The 22,702-nt window shown below is 73.5% G+C and carries 17 protein-coding genes, 2 tRNA genes and 2 pseudogenes; 17 read left to right on the forward strand and 4 right to left on the reverse strand.

Annotated features, from left to right (window positions below; genetic code table 11):
* The 7 genes from orn to ACZ6MA_RS04210 all read left to right on the forward strand — a co-directional run bounded on the left by orn (window position 1) and on the right by ACZ6MA_RS04210 (window position 6,838).
* The gene (gene orn, locus ACZ6MA_RS04180; RefSeq protein ID WP_469430878.1) at window positions 1-606 is read left to right on the forward strand and encodes an oligoribonuclease; all 606 of its coding nucleotides are present in this window, start codon (window positions 1-3) and stop codon (window positions 604-606) included.
* Window positions 607-704: 98 nt separating this feature from the next.
* A tRNA-His gene (locus ACZ6MA_RS04185) sits at window positions 705-777 on the forward strand.
* Window positions 778-917: 140 nt separating this feature from the next.
* Entirely contained in the window at window positions 918-1,886 is a 969-nt protein-coding gene (hemC, locus tag ACZ6MA_RS04190; protein ID WP_469430880.1) for a hydroxymethylbilane synthase, read from the forward strand.
* Between the two features lie 185 nt (window positions 1,887-2,071).
* Window positions 2,072-3,427 (forward strand): ABC transporter substrate-binding protein, encoded by a 1,356-nt coding sequence (locus ACZ6MA_RS04195; protein ID WP_469430882.1) that lies wholly within the window; start codon window positions 2,072-2,074, stop codon window positions 3,425-3,427.
* Complete coding sequence (locus ACZ6MA_RS04200) at window positions 3,424-4,431, forward strand: carbohydrate ABC transporter permease (RefSeq protein WP_469430884.1); 1,008 nt, start codon at window positions 3,424-3,426, stop codon at window positions 4,429-4,431. The genes ACZ6MA_RS04195 and ACZ6MA_RS04200 overlap by 4 nt, the downstream gene beginning before the upstream one ends.
* A gap of 9 nt (window positions 4,432-4,440) precedes the next feature.
* On the forward strand, window positions 4,441-5,355 hold the full coding sequence (locus ACZ6MA_RS04205) for a carbohydrate ABC transporter permease (protein WP_469430886.1): 915 nt from the start codon (window positions 4,441-4,443) through the stop codon (window positions 5,353-5,355).
* A 49-nt stretch (window positions 5,356-5,404) separates the two neighbouring features.
* Complete coding sequence (locus ACZ6MA_RS04210; RefSeq protein ID WP_469430888.1) at window positions 5,405-6,838, forward strand: GH1 family beta-glucosidase; 1,434 nt, start codon at window positions 5,405-5,407, stop codon at window positions 6,836-6,838.
* 6 nt (window positions 6,839-6,844) lie between these two features.
* Here ACZ6MA_RS04210 and ACZ6MA_RS04215 read toward each other — a convergent pair whose 3' ends face one another.
* Window positions 6,845-7,714, reverse strand: coding sequence for a spermidine synthase (locus ACZ6MA_RS04215; protein ID WP_469430890.1), 870 nt, complete (start codon window positions 7,712-7,714; stop codon window positions 6,845-6,847).
* A gap of 127 nt (window positions 7,715-7,841) precedes the next feature.
* Window positions 7,842-8,288 carry a hypothetical protein gene (locus ACZ6MA_RS04220; RefSeq protein WP_469431199.1) on the reverse strand — a complete coding sequence of 149 codons (447 nt, stop codon included), beginning with the start codon at window positions 8,286-8,288 and terminating at the stop codon, window positions 7,842-7,844.
* 266 nt (window positions 8,289-8,554) lie between these two features.
* On the opposite strand from ACZ6MA_RS04220, the gene ACZ6MA_RS04225 reads away from it, so the two are divergent.
* Window positions 8,555-10,012 carry a tetratricopeptide repeat protein gene (locus ACZ6MA_RS04225; protein ID WP_469430891.1) on the forward strand — a complete coding sequence of 486 codons (1,458 nt, stop codon included), beginning with the start codon at window positions 8,555-8,557 and terminating at the stop codon, window positions 10,010-10,012.
* Between the two features lie 610 nt (window positions 10,013-10,622).
* On the opposite strand, the gene ACZ6MA_RS04230 is transcribed toward ACZ6MA_RS04225, so the two are convergent.
* On the reverse strand, window positions 10,623-11,216 hold the full coding sequence (locus ACZ6MA_RS04230) for a histidine phosphatase family protein (protein WP_469430893.1): 594 nt from the start codon (window positions 11,214-11,216) through the stop codon (window positions 10,623-10,625).
* Between the two features lie 266 nt (window positions 11,217-11,482).
* Here ACZ6MA_RS04230 and ACZ6MA_RS04235 point away from each other — a divergent pair, with 266 nt between their 5' ends.
* The 8 genes and pseudogenes from ACZ6MA_RS04235 to ACZ6MA_RS04270 all read left to right on the forward strand — a co-directional run bounded on the left by ACZ6MA_RS04235 (window position 11,483) and on the right by ACZ6MA_RS04270 (window position 19,119).
* The gene (locus tag ACZ6MA_RS04235) at window positions 11,483-12,475 is read left to right on the forward strand and encodes a phosphatase PAP2 family protein (RefSeq protein ID WP_469430895.1); all 993 of its coding nucleotides are present in this window, start codon (window positions 11,483-11,485) and stop codon (window positions 12,473-12,475) included.
* Window positions 12,396-13,070 (forward strand): annotated as a pseudogene (locus ACZ6MA_RS04240) (hypothetical protein); the annotation flags it as partial. The gene ACZ6MA_RS04235 and the pseudogene ACZ6MA_RS04240, both read left to right, overlap by 80 nt.
* Before the next feature lie 522 nt (window positions 13,071-13,592).
* Window positions 13,593-14,090, forward strand: a pseudogene (locus ACZ6MA_RS04245) (hypothetical protein); the annotation flags it as partial.
* Between the two features lie 100 nt (window positions 14,091-14,190).
* A complete protein-coding gene (locus tag ACZ6MA_RS04250; protein WP_469430897.1) occupies window positions 14,191-15,771 on the forward strand; it encodes a hypothetical protein in 1,581 nt (526 codons plus the stop codon).
* Window positions 15,772-15,814: 43 nt separating this feature from the next.
* Entirely contained in the window at window positions 15,815-17,173 is a 1,359-nt protein-coding gene (locus ACZ6MA_RS04255; RefSeq protein ID WP_469430898.1) for an AAA domain-containing protein, read from the forward strand.
* Between the two features lie 584 nt (window positions 17,174-17,757).
* Window positions 17,758-18,126: a hypothetical protein gene (locus tag ACZ6MA_RS04260; protein ID WP_469430899.1), complete on the forward strand. Its 369-nt coding sequence runs from the start codon at window positions 17,758-17,760 to the stop codon at window positions 18,124-18,126.
* 147 nt (window positions 18,127-18,273) lie between these two features.
* Window positions 18,274-18,957, forward strand: coding sequence for a bifunctional DNA primase/polymerase (locus tag ACZ6MA_RS04265; protein ID WP_469430901.1), 684 nt, complete (start codon window positions 18,274-18,276; stop codon window positions 18,955-18,957).
* Between the two features lie 88 nt (window positions 18,958-19,045).
* Window positions 19,046-19,119: transfer RNA gene (locus ACZ6MA_RS04270), tRNA-Lys, on the forward strand.
* Window positions 19,120-19,189: 70 nt separating this feature from the next.
* On the opposite strand, the gene ACZ6MA_RS04275 is transcribed toward ACZ6MA_RS04270, so the two are convergent.
* The gene (locus ACZ6MA_RS04275; protein WP_469431200.1) at window positions 19,190-20,413 is read right to left on the reverse strand and encodes a M6 family metalloprotease domain-containing protein; all 1,224 of its coding nucleotides are present in this window, start codon (window positions 20,411-20,413) and stop codon (window positions 19,190-19,192) included.
* A 385-nt stretch (window positions 20,414-20,798) separates the two neighbouring features.
* Here ACZ6MA_RS04275 and ACZ6MA_RS04280 point away from each other — a divergent pair, with 385 nt between their 5' ends.
* The gene (locus tag ACZ6MA_RS04280; RefSeq protein ID WP_469430903.1) at window positions 20,799-22,583 is read left to right on the forward strand and encodes a putative bifunctional diguanylate cyclase/phosphodiesterase; all 1,785 of its coding nucleotides are present in this window, start codon (window positions 20,799-20,801) and stop codon (window positions 22,581-22,583) included.
* Window positions 22,584-22,702 lie beyond the last annotated feature (119 nt).

The raw sequence follows: 22,702 nt of genomic DNA on the forward strand, positions 1-22,702 counted from the left end.
ATGAACGATCGCATGGTGTGGATCGACTGCGAGATGACCGGGCTCTCGCTGTCGGACGACGCGCTCATCGAGGTGGCCGCCCTGGTCACCGACTCTGAGCTGAACATCCTCGGCGACGGCGTGGACATCGTCGTCCGCCCGCCCGCCGAGGCCCTGACCACCATGCCCGAGGTGGTGCGCCAGATGCACACGGCCTCCGGGCTGCTCGCCGAGCTGGACGGCGGGACGACGCTCGAGGACGCGGAGCGGCAGGTCCTGGCGTATGTGCGCGAGCACGTCCCGGAGCCGGGCAAGGCCCCGCTGTGCGGAAACTCGGTCAGCACCGACCGTGGGTTCCTGCTGCGGGACATGCCCGAACTGGAGAACCACCTGCACTACCGGATCGTCGACGTGTCCTCGGTGAAGGAGCTGGCCCGGCGCTGGTTCCCCCGCTCCTACTTCAGCAGCCCGAAGAAGAGCGGCAACCACCGGGCACTCGCCGACATCAGGGAATCGATCGCCGAGCTGCGCTACTACCGCGAGGCGATCTTCGTACCGCAGCCCGGCCCGGACTCGGACACGGCGAAGGCCATCGCGGCCAAGCACGTCCTGCCCGCTCAGGGATAGTGACGCAGCTCGCTCCCAGGACGCGTGTCATCTGGGAGCGAGCACCCCTGAAGACCCTGTACACTTTTTCTCAGCCGGTGGGAAACGCACCGGACATGGTGGGTATAGCTCAGCTGGCAGAGCACCTGGTTGTGGTCCAGGATGTCGCGGGTTCAAGTCCCGTTACTCACCCTGTATGACGAAGGCCCGGTCTGTGAGAACAGACCGGGCCTTCGTCGCGTCCCCGCCTCTTCCGTCCCGTGCGGCTGATCCGTCGTCAGCGGGGCCTGGTGCCGGTACCGGGGTGCGGGCAACGTGCCATGGTGCTTTCTGTGAACCCCTCCCCCCACAGCCGCCCGCTGCGCATCGGCACCCGCAAAAGCCCCATGGCGCTGGCCCAGACCGAGCGGGTCCGCGAGCTGTTGCGCAAACTCGAACCCGATCTCGGAATCGACGTGGTCCCCCTGGAGACCGAGGCCGACCGGTGGCAGGGCGATCTCGCGAAGCTCGGCGGGAAGGGCCTCTTCGTCAAGGCCATCGACCTCCGGCTGCAGAACGGCGACATCGATCTGGCCGTCCACTGCCTGAAGGACGTCCCCGGCGACGGGCCCCTCCCCGAAGGGCTCGTCTTCGCGGCGATGCTGCCGCGCGACGACGTCCGCGACGTCCTCGTCGTCCCCGAGGACTCGGCGGTGCGCACGCTCGCCGATCTGCCCGCCGGGGCCCGTGTGGGCTCGTCCTCGGTACGCCGCCGGGCACAGCTCGGCCGCGCCCGGCCGGATCTGCGGATCGTGCGGGTGCGCGGCACCCTCGGCACCCGTCTCGACAAGCTGGACGGCACGAAGGCCGTGGTCCCCCCGCTCGACGCGCTGGTCGTGGCGGCCGCCGGGCTCGACCGGCTCGAGCTGCGGCAGCGGGCGCGGCAGGTGTTCACCCTCGAAGAACTCCTGCCCGCCGTCGGCGCCGGGGTGCTGGTGCTGGAGTGCCGCCGTGCCGACGACGGCCTGCGCGCCCTGCTGCGGCGGCTGGGCGACGCGCGGACGCTGGCGGAGGCCACGGCGGAACGGGCGATGCTCTACAGCCTGCGCGGGCACTGCAACTCCCCCATCGCGGGGTACTGCGACACCGAGGTCGACGGGCGGCTGTCGCTGCGCGGCATGGTCTTCGACGAGACCGGGTCCACCTTCGTCCGGGCCCACATCCGGGGCACCGCCGACGACCCGGTGGACCTCGGCAACCGGGTCGGCACCGAACTCCTCCGCCAGGGGGCGGCCGATCTCATCGCCGGAACCGTCCACTGAGCGATCCCCGCGCACACCCATCCCGGTGACTTCGACGAGACACGCCCTCACCCTTTCGGGTAGGGGCGGCGCCGACGACACGCGCGGCCCTTCAATGAGCGGGAGGCGGCGCGGCCGCCCCGCCTCCGCCGGGAAACCGGCCCTGACGCACCACCAGTTCCGTCGGCGGCATCAGGAGGACGCAATTGCGCGGCAGCACGGGCACCCACCGGCGGCGGACGACGCGGCTTCGCGGACACGTCCTGGCGGCCGTCGCCGTGCTCGGCGCGGCGCTCCTCGGTGGCTGCGCCCGGGACGGCGGCACCGCCGCGAGCGGCACCGGGGGCGCCACCGGGGGCGGGGGCGGCGGGAAGACCACGATCACGATCGGCACCTTCGGGGTCTTCGGCTACAAGCAGGCCGGGCTCTACGCGGAGTACGAGCGGCTGCACCCGGACGTCACGATCAAGGAGAGCGTGATCGAGCGCAACGACACCTACTACCCGCAGCTGCTGACCCATCTCGCGGCGGGCGGCGGGCTCGCCGACATCCAGGCCGTGGAGGTCGCCAACATCAACGAGGTGGCCACGACACTGTCCGGCAAGTTCGAGGACCTGTCGAAGGCGGCGGGGGTGCGCAGGGGCGACTGGCTGGACTGGAAGTGGCGGCAGGCCACGGACCGCGCGGGGCGGACGGTCGGGCTCGGCACGGACATCGGACCGATCGCCGTGTGCTACCGGAAGGACCTCTTCGCCAAGGCCGGACTGCCCACGGACCGGGAGGCGGTCGGCAGGCTGTGGGCCGGTGACTGGCAGAAGTACATCGACACCGGCAAGGCGTACAAGAAGCGGGCACCGGCCGGCACGGTCTTCACCGACTCGGCGGCCGGGATCTACAACGCGTCGATCCACGCCTACCCCGAGCGCTACTACGACCGGCACGGCAAGGACATCCACGCGACCAGCCCGGCCGTCAAGGCGTCCTGGGACCTGGCGGTGCAGGCGGCGCGGGGCGGACTGACCGCACGGCTCAAGCAGTTCGAGAAGCCATGGGACCAGGCGTACGCGAACGGCCGCTTCGCCACCGTCGCCTGCCCGCCGTGGATGCTCGGCTACATCAAGGAGAAGGCGGGCGCGGCGGGCAGGGGCAAGTGGGACGTGGCCGCCGCGCCCCGCCCCGCCAACTGGGGCGGATCCTTCATCGGCGTACCGAAGGCGGCCCGGCACAAGGCGGAGGCGGTCAGGCTCGCGGTGTGGCTGACCGCGCCCGCCCAGCAGGCCACGCTCTTCGACCGGCAGGCGAGCATCCCCTCCACCCCCTCCTCGTACGACATGCCGCAGGTCAGGGACGCCCGGCACCCCTACTTCGGCGGCGCCCCGACCGGGCGGATCTTCGCGGCGGCGGCCAAGGGCATCCCCACCTTGGTGATCGGCCCGCACGAGCAGCAGATCGGCGCCGCCTTCACCGACGTCGGGCTGCTCCAGATCGACCAGCAGGGCAGGTCCCCGCGCGCGGCCTGGCGGGCGACGCAGAAGGAGATCGAGAACGCGGTGGACGAATGACCACGACCGCCACCGCGGCCCCGGGCACGGGCGGGGACGCGGACGGCCCGTCGCCGCGGTGCCCGGACCGCGGCCCCGGCCGCGACCGGGCGGCCCGGCTGCGCAGCCGGCTCTACCGGTGGGACGTCCGCTACAGCCCGTACGCCTTCGTCGCGCCGTTCTTCCTCTTCTTCGGCGCGTTCGGTCTCTTCCCCCTCCTCTATACGGGCTGGGCCTCGCTGCACCGCGTGGAGCTGGCCGCCCCGGACGACATGAAGTGGGTGGGGGCGCGCAACTACACCCGGCTGCTGGACGACGACTTCTTCTGGAACGCGCTGGGCAACACCTTCACCATCGGGGTGCTGTCGACCGTCCCCCAGCTGCTGATGGCCCTGGGCCTGGCGCAGCTGCTGCACTACCGGCTGCGGGCCGCGAACTTCTGGCGCGTGGCACTGCTCACCCCGTACGCCACCTCGGTCGCCGCCGCGACGCTCGTCTTCGTGCTGCTCTACGGGCGCGACTACGGGATGGTCAACTGGGCCCTGGGCGCGGTGGGGATCGACCCGGTCGACTGGCAGAGCGGCACCTGGACCTCGCGGTTCGCGGTCTCCTCGATCGTGATCTGGCGGTGGACGGGCTACAACGCGCTGATCTATCTGGCCGCCATGCGGGCCGTGCCCGCCGACCGCTACGAATCGGCGGCCCTCGACGGCGCCTCCCGGTGGCAGCAGTTCCGGCACGTCACCGTGCCCGCGCTGCGACCGACGATCCTCTTCACGGTCGTGGTCTCGACGATCGGGGCGACACAGCTCTTCGGCGAGCCGCTGCTGTTCGGCGGGGCCGGGGGCCAGAAGGGCGGCGCCTCCCACCAGTTCCAGACCCTGGGCCTCTACCTCTACGAGCAGGGCTGGTACTCCTTCCACCTCGGGCGCGCCTGTGCCGTCGCCTGGACGATGTTCCTGATCCTGCTGCTGATCGCCGCGGTCAACGTGACCATCGCGCGGTGGCTGCGCACGAGTCATTGAGGGGCTGCCGTGACGACCACCACGACGACCGACCCGCCGGCTCCCGCGCCCGTCCCGGCCGCCCGGCCGGAACGGGGGCCGCGGGCCGGCACCCGGCGCGCGGGACGGCACGCGCACGGCGGACCCGTCGCCTACGCGGTGCTGGCGCTCTTCACCGCCGGCTCGCTGTTCCCCCTGGTGTGGACGGCGGTCGCCGCCTCGCGGGACAGCTCCCGGCTCGCCCGGACCCCGCCGCCGTTGTGGTTCGGCAGCGATCTGGCCCGGAACCTGGGCACGGCGTGGACCGACGCCAACATGGGCCTCGCGCTGTTCAACACCGTGCTGGTGGCGGGCGCCGTCGCACTGGGCACCGTGCTCTTCTGCACCATGGCCGGTTTCGCCTTCGCCAAGCTGCGTTTCCGCTTCAAGAGCGCCCTGCTGATGCTGACGATCGGCACGATGATGATTCCGCCGCAGCTCGGTGTGGTCCCCCTCTTCCTGGTCGTCGCCGAGCTGGGGTGGACCGACCGGCTGCAGTCGGTGGTGCTGCCCACACTCGTCAGCGCCTTCGGGGTCTTCTTCATGCGGCAGTACCTCGTGGAGGCGCTGCCCACCGAGCTGATCGAGGCGGCCCGCGTCGACGGCGCGAGCGGCTGGCGCGTCGTGTGGCACATCGTCTTCCCCGCCGCCCGGCCGGCGATGGCGGTGCTGGGAATGCTCTCCTTCGTCCAGGCGTGGAACGACTTCTTCTGGCCGATCATCGCGCTGACCCAGGAGAACCCGACCGTGCAGGTGGCCCTCACCGGGCTGGGCCGCGGCTATGTGCCCGACCAGGCCGTGATCATGGCCGGTGCGCTGCTGGGCACGCTGCCGCTGCTGCTGGCATTCACGCTGTTCGGCAGGCAGATCGTCGGCGGCATCATGCAGGGCGCCGTCAAGGGCTGACGGCCCGGCCCCTGCCCCGTCCTCCCTTCCCCCACCTCGGGAGCGTTCCATGACCCCTCCGCCCTCCCCCTCTCCCTCCTCCCCGTCGGTGAACTTCCCGCCCGGCTTCCTCTGGGGCGCGGCCACCGCCGCGTACCAGATCGAGGGCGCCGCGCGGGAAGGCGGCCGCACCCCCTCCATCTGGGACGTCTTCGCCCGCGTCCCCGGCAAGGTCCTCGGCGGGGACACCGGGGACACCGCCACCGACCACTACCACCGCCACCACGAGGACGTGGCACTGATGGCGGAGCTGGGGCTCGGCGCGTACCGCTTCTCCGTCTCCTGGCCACGCGTGCAGCCCACCGGCCGGGGCCCGGCCTCCCGCCGCGGTCTCGACTTCTACCGCGCCCTCGTCGACGACCTCCTCGCGCACGGCATCCAGCCCATGCTGACGCTCTACCACTGGGACCTGCCGCAGGAACTTGAGGCGGCCGGCGGCTGGCCCGAGCGCGAGACCGCGCACCGCTTCGCCGACTACGCCCACCTCGTCGCCGAGGCACTGGGCGACCGGGTCGAGCTGTGGACGACCCTCAACGAACCCTGGTGCAGCGCCTTTCTGGGCTACGGCTCGGGGGTGCACGCCCCGGGCCGTACGGACGAGGTCGCGGCGCTGCGGGCCGCGCACCATCTGAACCTGGCGCACGGCCTCGGCGCGGCGGCACTGCGCGCGGCCCTGCCCGCCCGGGCGCGGCTGTCCGTCGCCCTCAACCCCAGCGCCGTCAGGGCCCGCACCGACGCCCCCGAGGACGTGGACGCGGCACGCCGCGTCGACGCCCTGGCCACGCGTATCTTCACCGACCCCATGCTCCACGGCGCGTACCCCGAGGACCTGCTGACCGACACGGCGGGCATCACCGACTGGTCGTTCGTGTACGACGGCGACCCGGACACCATCAAGCACCCCCTCGACGCGCTGGGCATCAACTACTACGCACCCACAGTGGTATCAGGCACCACTGACAGCCGCCCCCCGCGCGCGGACGGCCACGGGGGCGGCGAGCGGTCGCCCTGGCCCGGGGCGGACCGCGTGGCCTTCCACCAACCGCCCGGCAAACGCACGGCGATGGACTGGACCGTCGATCCCTCCGGCCTGTACGACCTGCTGACCCGCTTCGCCCGCGAGGCCCCCGGACTGCCGCTCGTCGTCACCGAGAACGGGGCCGCGTACGACGACAAGCCGGACGGCGAGGGGGTGGTGCACGACCCGGAGCGCATCGCCTATCTGCACGCGCACCTCGAAGCGGTGCGGCGGGCCATCGCCGACGGCGCGGACGTGCGGGGCTACTTCCTCTGGTCGCTGCTGGACAACTTCGAGTGGGCCTACGGCTACAGCAAGCGTTTCGGCGCGGTGTACGTCGACTACGCCACCCAGGCCCGTACGCCCAAATCCAGCGCCCGGTGGTACGCCCAGGTGGCCCGGAGCGGGCAACTCCCGCCGTTCTGATCCGCGTTACGCGAAGGCGTCGGGCGGCGGCGCCGGTGAGGGCCGGGCGGCGGCATCGGTGACCGGTGCCGCGCCGCCCGTGAAGTCGGCCAGCGCGCGGCCGTGTTCGACCCGCCCCTGATGCGGGTCGGACGCGGCCCGCCGGGTCAGCTCGGCGACGGGCAGCTCCCGGTCACCGGCCAGCAGCACGGCGTTGCCGAAGCGCCGCCCGCGCAGCACCGCCGGATCGGCCGTCAGGCACAGCTCGGGGAAGACGGCCGCCGCGGTCGCGATCTGACCCTTCAGATGGGCGAGCGGCGGTCCGTCGGCGAGGTTCGCGGCGTAGAAACCGCCCGGGCGCAGGGCCCGGCGCACCTCGCCGGTGAACTCCACGCTGGTCAGGTGCGCGGGGGTGCGGGCACCGCTGAAGACATCGGCGATGATCAGGTCCGCCCACCCGTCCGGCACCTTGGCGAGCCCCTCCCGGGCGTCACCGCCGCGCACCCGGACGCGCCAGCCTCCGTCCAGGGGCAGCTCGGTCCGGACGAACTGGACGAGCGGCGCGTCGATCTCGAAGATCTGCTGGGTCGAGCGGGGGCGGGTCGCGGCGACGTACCGGGCAAGGGTGAAGGCCCCGCCGCCCAGGTGCAGCGCCTGGATGGGCTTGCCGGGCGGCGCCACGAGGTCGGCGATGTGGCCGAGGCGCCGCTGATAGGCGAAGTCGAGGTACGCGGGGTCGTCGAGGTCCACGTGGGACTGCGGGGCCCCGTCGATCAGAAGGGTCCGCCCACGCGGCCGGTCCCGGTCGGGCACCAGCTCCGCCAGACCCCCCGCCACCTGCGCCGACACCGGCTCCACCGCGCGCCCGCGCCCTTGCTTCTGCTTGCCCTTCGCCACGTGCCCAGTATCGCCCGCGCCGTGCGGCACCGCCGCACGGGCTGCCGTGCTGTGTCCTCAAACGCCGGACGGGCTGCTGTGCCGTGTTCTCAAGCGCCGGACGGGCTTGATTCAAGCCCGTCCGACACTAACGGCAGCGGTCGACCGCCGCGATCGTGCGGGCCGCCTCACCGAGCGCGGCCCGCAGGACGACGGGGTCGGTGGAGGCGGTGAAGGCCACATCCGGCGGCACCAGCCAGCCCGTGCCGGTGACGGGGGGCTCGGCGAAGCCCAGGGGCAGACGGCCGTAGGTCTGCGTACAGGAACTGCCCGGTACGTCCCAAATGGCAGCCGTGCCGGGCGGCACGAGGAAGCCGAGGGTGTCGCAGGTCCCGTCGTGCAGGACGGGGCCCACACCGTCGCGCAGCCGAAGGATGTCGACCGCTTCCAGGCCCTGGCGGGCGGGGACGGTGACGAGATCGCACGGGCCGGCGTCGTCGAACGTCACGGGCGGGTACGGGAACGGGCTGCGGTCCTGGCGCGGGCGGTGCAGCGCCGTCGTACGCGAACCACCGATGTCCACTCCGGCCTCCACCAAGGGAAACGCCTCCTCCGCCGTGGGCACTCCGCGTCGAGCGCACTCCAAGGATTTCAACGCCCCGGCGCGTCAACGGCTACGGCGCACAGCCGCCGCAAAGGATGGCAGTTCATGGCGGATGGTGCGTGAGATATCCGTTTTGTAGCCAAACCGAGCGTAGTGAACAGCTCACAGCCGGTACGGTTTTCATGCCGCAAAGGCAAGTACAGCCGTCCGCCCCGGCTCGCACCCGGGGCGGCATTCGCCAGGGAGAGGGTCCGGCCATGGCGTCGTCCCACGCATCCTCGTCACCTCGTCCGAACACCGCCTTCCGGCAGTTGCGAGGACACCGCTCACCTGGCGAGTTCGCGGCGGCCGTACGGCGTGCGGCCCGTGAGATCGGCGAACACGTCTCCTGCGACGCGCGCTACATCGGGCGTGTCGAATCCGGGGAGATCCGTTGCCCCAACTACGCCTACGAACGGGTGTTCCGGCACATGTTCCCCGGCCGCGAGCCCGTGGACATGGGCTTCGCGCCACGGGACGCGGTACGCGGACGGGGGGCGCGCGGTGGGGGACGTACGCCGTCCCCGCAATCCGAGATCCCCGAAGCGACCCGCGTTTCCGCCCCCTCGGCCGCCCCCGAAGACGACCTCACCGACAGTCCCTTCGATGAACAACCGCACCACGACCACCAGTTCCACCTGGACAACCCCTTCGACCGGCACCGGTCGGACAGCACCAAGGAGAGCGACGTGTTGCGTCGCGCGTTCATGACCAGCGGCACGGCCGCGATGGCCACCGCCTCGCTGGGCATCCCCGGCGGCCGCCCGCCCCGCCGCGTGGGCGAGGCCGAGGCCCAGGCCGTCGAACGGGCGGTGCGGCGCATCCGGGTCCTCGACGACCGGCACGGCGGGGACGGCCTCTACCGACGCGCCGCGCAGCCCCTGCGGGTGGCGTACGAACTGCTCGACGCGGGCACCCGGCGGCAGTCGGTCGCGGACCGGCTGCACGCGAGCGCGGGCGAACTGGCCATCTCGGTCGGCTGGCTGGCCCACGACTCGGGCCGGTTCGCCGACGCCCGCTCGCACTACGCGGAGGCCCTCGCCACCGCACGCGTCGCCGGGGACGCGGCCCTGGAGGCACACGCGTTCTGCAACACCGCCTTCCTCGCGCGCGACGCGGGCCGGCCGAGGGAGGCCGTCCGCGCGGCACAGGCCGCGCAGCGGGCTGGGCGGAAACTCTCTTCGACGCGGCTGATGTCCCTGCTGACGCTCCGCGAGGCGGGCGGCTGGGCCGGGCTCGGCGACCGGCCGGCGTGCGAGGCGGCGCTGCTGCGGGCGCGAACGCTGTTCGGGAAGGGCGCCGGGACGACGGACCCGGAGTGGATGACGTTCTTCGGCGAAGCGGAACTGGAGGGGCTGGAGGCGCAGTGCTGGTCGGTGCTCGGCGACTGGCCGCGCGCGGTGGAACACGCCCGGCAGGCGGTCTTCCTCCAGGACTCGCACTTCGCCCGCAACACGGCCCTCTTCACCGCGCAGCTCGCGGGCGACCTGGCCCGCGCCGGCCGCCCGGACGAGGCGGTGGCGGCGGGCGAACGCGTCCTGGACCTCCTCGACCAGGTCCGCTCCTCCCGCATCCACGCGATGCTCGCCACCACGGCCCGCCTGCTGCGCTCCTACGAACACGACCCGGCCGTGGCATCCTTCCTCACCCGCCGGGCGGCTGCGCGCCGGGCGTAACGATTCACTCCGTGGGCTTCCCGCGCTACGGACACCGTCCCGCACCACCGCTGCGCGGCGGTGTCCTCATCACCGGACGGGCTCGATGGGCTATGTCCTCAATCGCCGGACGGGCTTGAGGACGCGCCCGCCGGGCGGCTGCGCGCCGGGCGTAGCGCTCCCTGGGCGGCGCCATCCGCACCACCGCTGCGCGGCGGTTGTCCTCAATCGCCGGACGGGCTTGATGGGGCTGAGGCCGCCCCCATCAGCCCGTCCAGGCCGGATTCGGCTGAGCCCAGCCAATCCAAGCCCTCCGGGCTTGATGGCGAGGCCGGGCGCATCAGCCCGTCCGGGGCTGAATGCGGCCGAGCCCAGCCAAATCAAGCCCGTCCGGCGATTGAGGACGCGCCCGCAGGGCGCTTGCCGCCGCAGGCGGCGGAGACGGCCCGCAGCCGAAGAGCCGCCGCCCAGGCAAGAGGCGCTTGCCGCCGCAGGCGGCCAAGACGGCCCGCAGCCGAAGAGCCGCCGGCCAGGCGAGAGGCTCGCCGCCACAGGCGGCACAAACCGGCCCGTAGCCGAAGAACCGCCGGCCAGGCGAGAGGCGGCAAAGACAGCCCCCAACCCCCCACCGCTACGCGAGGTGCCCCGTATCGTTCCACCGCTCGATCGCCGGAGCCCCGTACGCCCAGCCGAGGATGGACAGTGACGTCGGGTCGAGGCGGATGCGGCCGGCGAAGGAGACGTCGAGGCCGAGCCAGCGCGCGCCGATGACGCGCAGGATGTGACCGTGGGCGAAGATCAGCACGTCGCGGTCGGCCGAGCGGGCCCATTCCACGACCTCGTCCGCCCGGGCCCCGACCTCCGCCAGGGTCTCGCCCTCGGGGACGCCGTCACGCCAGATGACCCAGCCCGGCCGCGCCGCCTTGATCTCGTCCGGGGTCATGCCCTCGTACGCGCCGTAGTGGAACTCCATCAGCGCGTCCCACGGCGTGGCGCGGTCGCCGAAGCCGGCCAGCTCGCAGGTCTCCTTCGCGCGCACCAACGGGCTGGTGCGGACCTCGACGCCCGGCAGCGCGGCCCACGGCTCGCGGTGCAGCCGCTCGCCGAGCAGCTTGGCCCCGCGCCGCCCCTCGTCGAGGAGCGGGATGTCCGTACGGCCGGTGTGCTTGCCGGAGAGCGACCACTCCGTCTGTCCGTGCCGGGCCAGCAGGATGCGCGGTGCCATGGAGGGGCCCCCTTCATAAGATTTCGGTGATTTTGGCGACAGAACGACACGCTCGCTCGCCCCACCCCCATCATCGCTCACCCCTTTCACAGGCAACCCTGTGGGGAATTCCGGCGTCTCCCCCCTTACAACCCGTAGACCACCGCACAACAGCGGGCGAACACGGTGCAGCCGGGAAGCCACGGGGCGGTGTGCGAGCCGAGGGCCGTAGACCGTACGGTGGCATGCGCGCTTGTTGGCCGCCTGAACAAATGGAGAGCGTCCGGATGTACCGCACCGCACCACTCGGGAAGCGGCCGCGCTGGTGGACCGAGCTGCCGCTGATCGCCGTGGTCTACGCGGTGTATTCGGCGGGGCGGCTCCTGGTCCGGGGCGACGTGCAATCAGCCGTCGACCACGGCCTGGCAATTCTCGATCTTGAAAAAACGTTTCGAATAAATTTCGAACACCCACTCAACCGGTTGTTCACGGAGCACGCCTCCCTCGGCATACCGGCCGACTTCGCCTACGCGTCGCTGCACTACCTGCTGACCCCCGCGCTGCTCGTGTGGCTCTTCAAGCGCCGCCCGGCGGACTACCGTCCGCTGCGGACGTGGCTGATGGTCTCCACCCTCATCGGGCTGATCGGCTTCACCCTGCTGCCGACCTGCCCGCCCCGGCTGCTCGACCCCGGCTACGGCTTCGTCGACACGATGGCCCAGTACGGGTCGTACGGCTGGTGGGGCGGTGAGGCCAGCGCACCGCGCGGGCTCGGCGGAATGACCAACCAGTACGCGGCCATGCCCAGCCTGCACGTCGGCTGGGCCCTGTGGTGCGGCGTCGTGCTGTGGCGCTACGGCCGCACGACCTGGGCGCGGATCGCGGGCGTGGCCTACCCGCTGGCCATCACGATCATCGTGATGGGCACCGCCAACCACTACTTCCTGGACGCCGTGGCGGGCGTCGCCGTGATGGGCGTCGGCTTCCTGCTGGCCCGTCCCGTCCTGCGGCTCGCCGACCGGTTCCTCCCGGGCCGCTCCCGGGCCACGGCCGGCGCGGAAACCGGTGAGACGCCCGCGCGTGTCAGTGGCGGATGCGAGACTTCGGCGGGTACAGCGCTTCCCCGGTCGGCGCCCTCCGGAGCAGGGGCCCCGGAGGCCCGTCCGGGGGCGCCGGAGAGACATCGCGAGGCGGACGCCAGTGACCAGATCCCTCGACAGCCGGCCCACGGCGGGGCGGCCGACAGCCACCCCGGCGGGGCTGCGGCAGCGGCTCGCTGACCTGCGCGGCCCGGCCGTCCCACCGCACCCGCTCGATGCCCGCGCCCTCGCGGCGCTGGCCGCCAACCCCGGCTGTCACCGCCGGGCGCTGCTCGACGGCGCCGGGGTCGACAAGGGCGCGCTGGCCCGGGCCCTGGGGTCACCGGCCACCTTCGGGCAGTCGCAGTTCGCCTTCGTCCGGGGCAACGCCTTCGAGGCCCGCGTCAAGGACGACGGCGGCGCGGAGCTGATCCGGTTGCTGCGGGAGCGGCTGGGCGAGGAATCGGGGGAGCCCGGCCCCGAGCCCGCCCCGGCCCCCGATCTGTCGGCCGTCGGGCCCGAGGGCCGTACGGCCCGTACGGCCCTGGCCCTGCGCGACGCCACGGCCGCCGGCCGGTGGACGCTGTTGGACCACCCCTTGCTGGCGCTCCAGGTCGCCGGTACCCCGGTCTATCTCGAACCGGACGCGGTGGTCGTCCACCCCGACGGCAGCTGGACGGTCGTGGAGATCAAGTCGTTCGCGATGATCGACGGCTCCGCCGACACGGCGAAGGTCGGCGCGGCGGCCCGGCAGGCGGCGGTGTACGCCCTGGCCTTGGAGGACGTGGCGGGGCGCCTGCCCGTGCCCTCCGGGCGGGGCGACGAGGCCGGTGTGGAGGCGCGTCCGCCGGGCCCCCAGGACGAACCGGGTGACGGGCCCGCCACCCGCACCGGCCCGGACGCCCGGCCGGCCCTCGCGGACCTGCCGCCCAGCCGTCACGGTGACAGGGACACCGCGCCCGAAACGCTCCCGGTGCACGGTGCCGACACGGCCGGCGAGTCCGGCGCCCACGCCTACGCGGCCACCCCGGGCCGGCCGCCCGGCGGTGAGGACGAGACGAGCGGCGTCGACTTCGGCCAAACCGCCCGGCCGCGTACCGCGAACCGGATGCCGGCCGCTCAGGACCACACGAGCACCCGGCCCGAGGCCCGTCCGGGCGAGGGGGACCACGCCGCCGCACGGTCGCCCGGCCACCAGGACGACACGGGCGGCGAGCCCCCGGCCCACGCCCGCCCGGACGCCCCGGCGAACCGGCACCCCGCCGTCGTGGACGGTGCGGCCCGCAGCCATCCCGAGGAGGCCCCGGCCGACGGCCGGGCCCGGGTGCGTCATCACATCCTGCTGGTCTGCCCCAAGGACTTCTCCAACCTTCCCGCCGCCGAGCTGGTCGACGTCCGCAAGCAACTCGCCACCACCCGCCGTCAGCTGGCCCGGCTGACCCGCGTCGAGGACATCGCCGCCGCGCTGCCCGCCGACATCACGTTCGATCTGCGGCTGGCCGACGACGGCCGGACCGCGACGCGGCCCGTCGCCGAGCTGGCGACCGCCGTCGAATCGGTCCACGCCGCCTACGCCCCGGAGTGCCTGGCCGCGTGCGAGCTGGCGTTCCACTGCCGGGCACGGGCCCGGGAGGCCGGCGCGGTGGAGACCCTGGGCCGTGCGGTGCGCGGCGAGCTGGGCGCGCTGACCACCGTCGGCGCGGTCCTGACCGCCGCCCGCGGGGAGACGGGCGACCCCGCCGACCCCACCGTCGCCGCGCTGCGTCGCGCGGCGACGCTGCGCGCGGAAGCACTGGCCGCCGGGGGCGCGTCGTGATCCGCCCGGCGCCCGCGCGCCCCGCTCGTACGCCCGCCCGAGGCGCACCCGCCCACGCCACGCCCGCCGTGGCGGTCCGGCGCACCCGTACGGAGGCCGCATGTCGCTGATCACCACGTTGGCGCGGCTGGAGGCCGTACAGGAGGGGCGGGCCCGGCCGATGGCGACCGTGCGGCACCGGCACGTCGCCGAGCGGCCGCTCGTGTTCGTACCGCTGACGACCGCCGGCGAGGCGGGGGCGCCGCTGGGCGCGCTGGTCGGGACCGAGCGGGACGCACCGCGGTTGCTGATGGTGGCGCAGCCCCGCGACCGGGATCTGCGGTCCGCGTTCCTCGCCGAACTGGCCGAGGCCGTGCTGCCGTACCTCGAGTCGTTCGCCGACGACGTCGTGCTGGAGCAGCGCAAGGAGACCGACCCGGAGACGGGCAAGAAGGTCCCGGTCGACGTCGAGCTGTGCGCGGACGCCCCGCAGATCCTGGTGCCCGCCGGTGCGGGTGTCGCGTACGTGCGGCTGCTGGGGCGGTCCATGCGGTTCCGCCGTACCGCCGAGCAGGACCCGGACACCCCCTACCCCGCTCCCCCGCGGGTTCCGCTGCTCGGCCGCTGGCTGACGCACTTCGGCGAGCGGGCCCGGGTGCCCGGCTCGTCGCTGCTGCTGCCGATGACGCAGTTGCTGAGCCGTCACTGGGCGACGGGCCAGTCCCATCTGGAGGACCAGCATCTGGGCGCGCTGCTCGCCTGGATCGACCCCCCGGCGGGGGAGACGGGCGCGGAGGCGGCCGTCCGGGCGGAGCTGGGGCGCGGCCCGGACGGGCTGCTGTACTGCCCGCCCGCCGGCCCCTCGACCGACCCGGTGTTCGACAACAAGCGGCTGGCGCCCGCCGTCGCCCGCTACGACCGGGCCCGCGCGGACGTCCTGGCGGCGGGCCCGTACCGGGCGGCCGCCCGGGAAGCGCTGGCCGGCGCCGAGCGCGAGATCGGTGCCCTCCTCACCTCGCAGCTGCGCCCCACCTGGGACGCGGTGTGGCGCGGCGTGGACCTGCTGCGCGCCCTCCCGGAGGGGGCCAGGGTGGGTGAGCGGTGGAAGCGGGACCGCTGGTCGTACACCGCGCACCGCGACCGGGTGCGGGCCGGTGAGCCGCCGCAGCCCAAGCGGGACGACGCGGTGACGGCGGCCCGCAAGCTGGCGGCGCGGGAGACCGCGCAGGCGCAGCTGGACGCCCAGGAGGCGCTGGACGACCCGCTGGTCATGGCGGGGCGGCGGCTGGCCGGCGAGGCCTTCGCGGGCGAGGTCACCGAGGTGGTCATGGAGTATTCGGAGGCGAAGATCCCGCGTCCGCGCCCTTTGGTCACGGTCCGCACCGACGACGGCCCGCACCTCGCCGAGGGGGCGAAGGCGCACCGAGTGCTGGCGGACGGCAAGACGCAGTCGGCCGAGTGCGTCGCCCACGCGGCGGGCGCGCTGACCCTTCGGCTGACGGGCGGCATGGGCCGGGGGAAGGTCCCCGACCCGGGGTCGGTGCCCGTCCCCGGCGACCGGGTGTGCTGGACTCTGTTCGAGCACGCTCCCCGGGGCGGCCCGGAGCTGCCCGACCCCGAGCGGACGCCCTGGACGCACGGCGGCCCGCCGGGCGCCGCGGCGGACGGCCCCGATCCGGTGACCGCGGAGGACCTTCTGTGACCGAGTACCGGCTGTCGCCCGCCCCTGCCCGGTGGGTGGCCCCGTGACCCTGCGAGCCCCCCGTACGGCCTCGTTCGACCCCGCGGCGGCGGCCACCGCCGCGACGGACGCGATCCTGCGGGACACCCTGCACAGCCCGCACCGCGGTGTGGTCGTGGACTCGCCCCCGGGCGCGGGCAAGTCGACGCTGGTCGTACGGGCCGCGCGCGAGCTGGCCGCCGCCGGCCGGCCCCTGATGATCGTCGCGCAGACCAACGCCCAGGTCGACGATCTGGTGCTGCGGCTGGCCGAGCAGGACCCGGAGCTGCCCGTCGGCCGGCTGCACGGCGGTGACGCCCCCTACGACCCGGCGCTCGACGCCCTCGGCTCCGTCGTGACGTCCGCGAAGGTCGCTGAGCTGGCGGGGCTGGACATCGTCGTCTCCACGGCCGCCAAGTGGGCCCACACCAAGGTCACCGAGCCGTGGGGCCACGCGATCGTGGACGAGGCGTATCAGATGCGCTCGGACGCGCTGCTGGCGGTGGCCGGGCTGTTCGAGCGGGCGCTGTTCGTCGGCGACCCCGGCCAGCTGGATCCGTTCAGCGTGGTGGGCGCGGACGGCTCGGCCCAGTGGGCGGGGCTGTCGTACGACCCGTCCGCCAGCGCGGTGACCACGCTGCTGGCGCACAACCCCGAGCTGCCCCAGCACCGGCTGCCGGTGTCCTGGCGGCTGCCCGCGTCCGCGGCGCCGCTCGTCTCGGACGCCTTCTACCCGTACACGCCCTTCCGCAGCGGCACCGGTCACGGCGACCGGCGGCTGGCCTTCGGCGTCCCCTCGGACGGTTCCGGCCCGGACCGTGTGCTGGACGAGGCGGCCGAGTCGGGCTGGGGCCTGCTGGAGCTGCCCGCCCGCCACACGCCGCGCACGGATCCGGAGGCGGTCGGCGCGGTGGCGCTGGTGGTCCGGCGGCTGCTGGACCGCGGCGGGGTCGCGACGAGCGAACGGTCACCGGTCCCGGTGCCGCTCACGGCGGACCGGATCGCGGTGGGCACGGCCCACCGCGACCAGGCCGCGGCCGTCCGGACCGCGCTCGCGGGCCTGGGGGTGTCCGGCGTCACGGTGGACACGGCGAACCGGCTGCAGGGCCGGGAGTTCGACGTGACGGTCATGCTGCACCCGCTGTCGGGCCGCCCGGACGCGACGGCGTTCCACCTGGAGACGGGCCGGCTGTGCGTGCTGGCCTCCCGGCACCGGCACGCGTGCATCGTGGTGTGCCGGGCGGGCGTCGAGCGGCTGCTGGACGAACATCCGTCGACGGAGCCCGTGCAGCTGGGGGTGACGGTGAAGTTCCCCGACGGCTGGGAAGCGATGATGTCCACCTGGGACCACTGGTCCGACCACCGGGTGGCCTGGCGGCCTTGACCCGCGCTACGGGCATCCCCCGCCGGGTCGCCTGGCGGCGGCCTTGGCGTGCGCACGCGCGCGCCGTCGGTTCTTCGGCTGACGGCCCGTCTCGCCGCCTGCGGCGGCAGGCGCCCTGCGGGCGCGTCCTCAAACGCCGGACGGGCTGACTGGGTCGGCCTCAGCCAATTCCAGCCCCTGGGGGTACCTCCCAGCGGTAGCTGGGGAAGGAAACGCGCGGCCGCAGGCCGGCCGGCGGAAAATTGCGGCACCCGACACGCCGCATGGCGGCGTCCTCAAGCGCCGGACGGGCTGACTGGCTGAGCCTGTCCCATCAGCCCGCCCGGGCTTGTCGCGGCTGAGGCCAGCCAAAACCAGCCCGTCCGGCGTTTGAGGACGCGCCCGCAGGGCGCTGAGGCCGCCGCAGGCGGCAACGACGGCCCGGAGCCAAAGAGCCGCCGGCCAGGCGAGAGGCGGCCAAGACCGGCCCGTAGCCGAAGATCCGCCGGAGGCACCCGGCCGGGGGCTGGAACCCCTAGCCCGTGGGCGTACTTGCGCGGCGCAGGACAATGGATGGCGGTGGAGACGATCCTGGAGGTATGTACATGTGCGAGCCGCAGTCGGCTCCCGACGCGCGCGGTGCTGGTGGGCCGCGCCGCCTGAAGCCCGCGCAGCTGCTCTTCGAGCCGCCCGAGGCCGTCGCGGACGCCGAGCATTTCTTCGATCTGGAGTCGATCGAGGACCCGCGCGAGCTGCTGGCCCGCTCCACCGAGCTGGCGCTGGCCTTCCGCGCGGCGGCCGACCGGGCGATGGAGTTCCAGGCGGTGGCCGCCGCTCAGCTCGCCGACCCCCGGCGCTTCGACCGGCTGCCCACCGCGGTGATCGCGGCGCGCGCCGAGTGGAGCGAGGACTACACGGAGAAGATGGTCGAATTCGGCCGTGACCTGCTGCGCAGCGGCAGAGTGGCCGACTGACCGCACCGGTGGCCACGACGGCCCATGGTCCCCGATCATGGGCCGTTGGCATATGCGGCGCACAAAGTAGCGCACCTCCCGTCGGCTTGTCCCGGGTTCGGGCAACTACTGGCGGCGGGCCCGGAGATGGCGCTGAATATAGGACCCATGAACTCCTGGCCGCATGACCCGCGCCCCGCCCGTCCGCACCTCCTCGGCCCCCTTTCCCCGCCCCCTGCCCACCCCTCTCCCGCCGCGTTCCCCTCCCCCCACCGGCCGACCGCCGCCTACGTCACCCTCGCCGGGGCCGACTGGCTCGCCTCGGCCAGCCCCTTTCCGCAGAGCATCCACGCCCTGTGGTGCGATCAGCCGAGCGCACCGGTGGTGCTGCCCTGCGGCAGGGCGTTCGACGTGATCAGCGCGCCGGCGCTGTTCGGCCGCCGGCTGCTGGACCGCTTATGGACCGCGGGGCCGGGCTCCGGCCCGGTCGCCGCGCAGCGCGGCCGGCTGCTGCTGTTCGCCGCCCCCGGCACCGCCCAGCGGCTGCCCGCGCTGCTCGCCTGGGAGGAGTGGTCCCGTGCGGTGCCGCCCCTGCTGTGCCACGGCAAGGGCGACGCGGTGACCGCTCCCCCGCTCTACCCGCCGGGCGAGGAGGAGCCCACGGCCCCCGGCTCCCGCTGGCTGGTGGCCCCCGAGGTGCGGCACCCGTGGCTGCCGGGCCCGGAGGTCCTGCTGTGGGCGTGCGTACGGGCCGCCCGCGAGGGGGCGGCGACCGAGTCCGCAGGTCAGGGCGGTGCCCAGGCCCCTTCCGCCGGCCCGTCGGCCCCCGTGCCCGCGCCCGCGCCGTTCTGAACGCCCGGGGGCCGGGCCCGCGCCGGGCGGCGGGTTTATCGATTTTCGTTCCGCCGGAACAGGGTGCTAAAGTCTTCCACGTCAGCAGGCGCCGCTAGCTCAGTTGGTTAGAGCAGCTGACTCTTAATCAGCGGGTCCGGGGTTCGAGTCCCTGGCGGCGCACCGACAGACGAAGGCCCTCACCGATGGTGAGGGCCTTCGTCGTGTCCGGGGCCGGGCCGCCCCGGGTCTCTCATGCGCGTTCCACCGCCACCGTCCACGCCCCGTCGGCCGTTCGCCCCCGCACCTCCACCCGCACTCCGTCCGGGCCGGTCGAGAGGGACTCCCCCTCCCGCAGTGGCGCGTCCGCGAGCGGCGGGTAGACGGACTCGCCCCAGCAGGCCTGGCTGTCGGGGTGCCCGTCCAGCACCTGGACGGGCCCGCCGCCGGAGGCGGTGTCACTGAGCACCCGGTAGACCAGCACACCTTCGGAGCAGGCCCCGGCGTCGTTGCCGGAGGCGCCGCGCGCCTCGATGACGATGGCGCTCGTCTCACCGGTGCGGACCACGATCATCCGGGTCCTGGCGTCGATGCCGGGCCGCATCGGGACCTCCAGGGCGTGCAGCGCGTGCAGGCTGCTGCCGGCGCTCCGGACGCAGCGGACGTGCCGGGAGGTGAGCCAGCCCAGCTTCCACTTGTGCCAGCCGAAGGGGTCCGAGGCGAGCCCGAACTGGCTGCCCATGAGATCCCAGTCCCCGACGTGGGTGTCCCAGTCGCCCTTGCCGTCCGTGGGCCGGTGGTAGAGGTCGGGCAGGTCCAGGACGTGCCCGGTCTCGTGGGCGAGGACGTTGCGGTCCGGCGGGTGGTGCTCGAAGACGGTGACGATGCGGCGCAGCACGGTGCCGTCGACGCGGGCGGGCCGGTCGAGGTTGACGACCTTCGTCGCGTCGGAGTCGACGCCCGGGGCGTCGGGGTCGGCGACGAGGTAGACGAGGTCGTAGCGGGCGAAGTCCACCGTGCGGTCGGCCGCGGCGATGGCGTCGCGCAGATAGGCGGCGCGTCGTTCGCCGTCCCAGTCGCGCTGTATCCGGTACGCGGCGGCCGGCCGCGGCATGCGCACCCAGCGGTTCAGGGGGTGGTGGTGCAGCGAGAAGCGCCCGTAGGAGGCCCGTTGGAAGAAGCGCGAGGTGCCGGGGAAGTGGTCGGCCGCGAGCTGGGCCGGGGTGGTGCGGGGTCGGGAGCCGGGAAAGGAGAGGAAGACCATTACGGCGTCGAGATGGCCGATGGGGCGGGGGTAGGCCGGGTTCCAGCTGTCGAGGCCCTCGGAGTGGTGGGCCTGGCTGCGGGGGAGCGCGCACGGGCCGCCGGGCCCCGCCGCGTGCGCCGGTCCGGCGACGACGGTCGTGGCGGCGATCGCGCACAGCGAGGTGACCACGGCTCCGGCACGGCGCCAGCGGGGCTGCCGGTCCACTCCCATGGGTGTCTGCGGACGCACCACGTCGACCTCCGGAGACGGATTCGGGACACCTCACCCACCCTCTGATTGTTTGTGGTGATATGCCCTGTTCCGCTACCCCAGTCGAGTGACTAAGCCGACTTCTGGGTACATCACACTCAGTCACTGACGGTCAATCGAGAAGACGCGGCCACCCGGACTCAGGCACGAGCGCGCACGGTCATGCAAAAACGGACAAACCAGAGACGGCGGTTCGGGCGCTCGCGGCAGGGCCGCTGGAACGGTCCTTGCGCGAGCCCTATGATCGCCACATTTCCAGCACGGGATACCCCCGACAGGGCGGTCATATGCCGCGTTTTCGACCACGCGTACGAGATCCACGAGAACCAAACGAAACCAGTGCGGAATGAATGCCACGTGGGAGCGAGCGGTGAGCGGAACCCTCGACGGCCAGGGCGGCACGCCCGGTTCAACGCCTCCAGTCGTCACGCAACGTAACGTACCTTCGAGTGATTTCCGTGCCGCCTTCCATGCCGCGCGGCTGGGCATGGCCGTCGTCGGCCGCGACGGGCTCGTCCGCACCGCCAATGACGCGCTCGGCGCGCTGCTCGGCACCGATCCCGCCCGGCTGGCCGACTCCCCCGCGGCCGACTTCACCGGCCTGCGCGAGGACGCCCGCACCTGGAGCGAGTACCGCGAGGTGCTCCTCGGCCGCCGCGACCGGCTGCACTGCACCCGGCGCCTCAGACACCGCGGCGGCCAGGGGGTGTGGGCCGAGGTGACCCTCACCCAACTGCCCGACAGCCGCGAGACGCTGCTGTCGGTCACCGACATCAGCGACCGGCGGGATCTGCGGGCCCGGCTGCGGCACTTGCGGATGCACGACCCGGTCACCCACCTGCCCAACCGGAGCCTGTTCTTCGAGCGGCTGGCCGCGGCGCTCACCACGGGCGCCCCGGCCCGGGACGGCGGCGGCCGGATCGGGCTGTGCTACCTCGACCTGGACGGCTTCAAGGCCGTCAACGACACCCTCGGCCACCGGGCCGGCGACCGGCTGCTGGGACTGGTGGCCAAGCGGCTGAGCGAATGCGCGGCGCCCGACGGCCATCTGGTGGCCCGGCTCGGCGGCGACGAGTTCGCGCTGCTGGTCGAGGAGTCCACGGGCACCGAGCAGCTCGTCACCCTCGCCGCGGCCGTACAGACGGCGCTGCAGCGGCCGTTCGACGTGGCCGGGCAGCGGCTGTCGGTGTCGGCGAGCATCGGCGTCGTCGAACGCCCGGCCGCCGGTACGCACGCGACGGAACTGATGCAGGCCGCGGACACCACCCTCTACTGGGCGAAGGCGGACGGAAAGGCCCGCTGGACGCTCTTCGACCCGGAGCGCAACGCCCACCGGATGACCCGCCAGGCCCTCTCCAGCACCCTGCGGCCCGCCGTCGAGCGCGACGAGTTCGTCCTGCAGTACCAGCCACTGGTGGGGCTCGACGACGGGGTCGTGCGCGGGGTGGAGGCGCTGGTGCGCTGGCGCCACCCGCAGTTCGGCACCCTCGCCCCCAACCGGTTCATCGGCCTGGCGGAGGAGACGGGGGCGATCGTGCCGCTCGGCCGCTGGATCCTCGCGACGGCCTGCCGCCAGGCCCGCCGCTGGCAGCTCGACCACCCCGAGGAACCGCTCGTGGTCAGCGTCAATGTGGCGGTGCGCCAGGTGTGGGACTCCGACCTGGTCACGGACGTGGCCCGGATCCTCGCCGAGACCGGGCTGCCACCGCACCTGCTCCAGCTGGAGCTGACCGAGTCCGCGCTGATGGGCTCGGCGGGCCGCCCGTTGCAACAGCTCCAGCAGCTCAGCGACATGGGCGTGGCCATCGCCATCGACGATTTCGGCACCGGCTATTCCAACCTCGCCTACCTCAGCCGGCTCCCGGTCTCCACCCTCAAACTCGACGGCTCGTTCGTCCACGGCTTCCGCTCGGACGAACACCCCAACCCTGCCGACGAGACGATCGTGGAGGCACTCGTCCAGCTCGCCCACCGGCTCGGGCTCACGGTGACGGCGGAATGCGTGGAGAGCGCGGAACAGGCGGAACGGCTGGGCCGAATCGGCTGCGACACCGGCCAGGGCTGGTTCTACTCCCGCCCCGTACCGGCCGATCGCATCTCGGCGCTGCTGCGCACGGGTGTGCGGCCTTGAGGTTTTCGTCCTCAAGCGCCGGACGGGCTGGTTGAGGCTGAGCCCAGCCACATCAAGCCCCTGGGGGTACCTCCCAGCGGTAGCTGGGGGAGATTGAGGACGCGCCCGCAGGGCGCCAT

This window comes from Streptomyces sp. NPDC042259 (assembly GCF_055582085.1).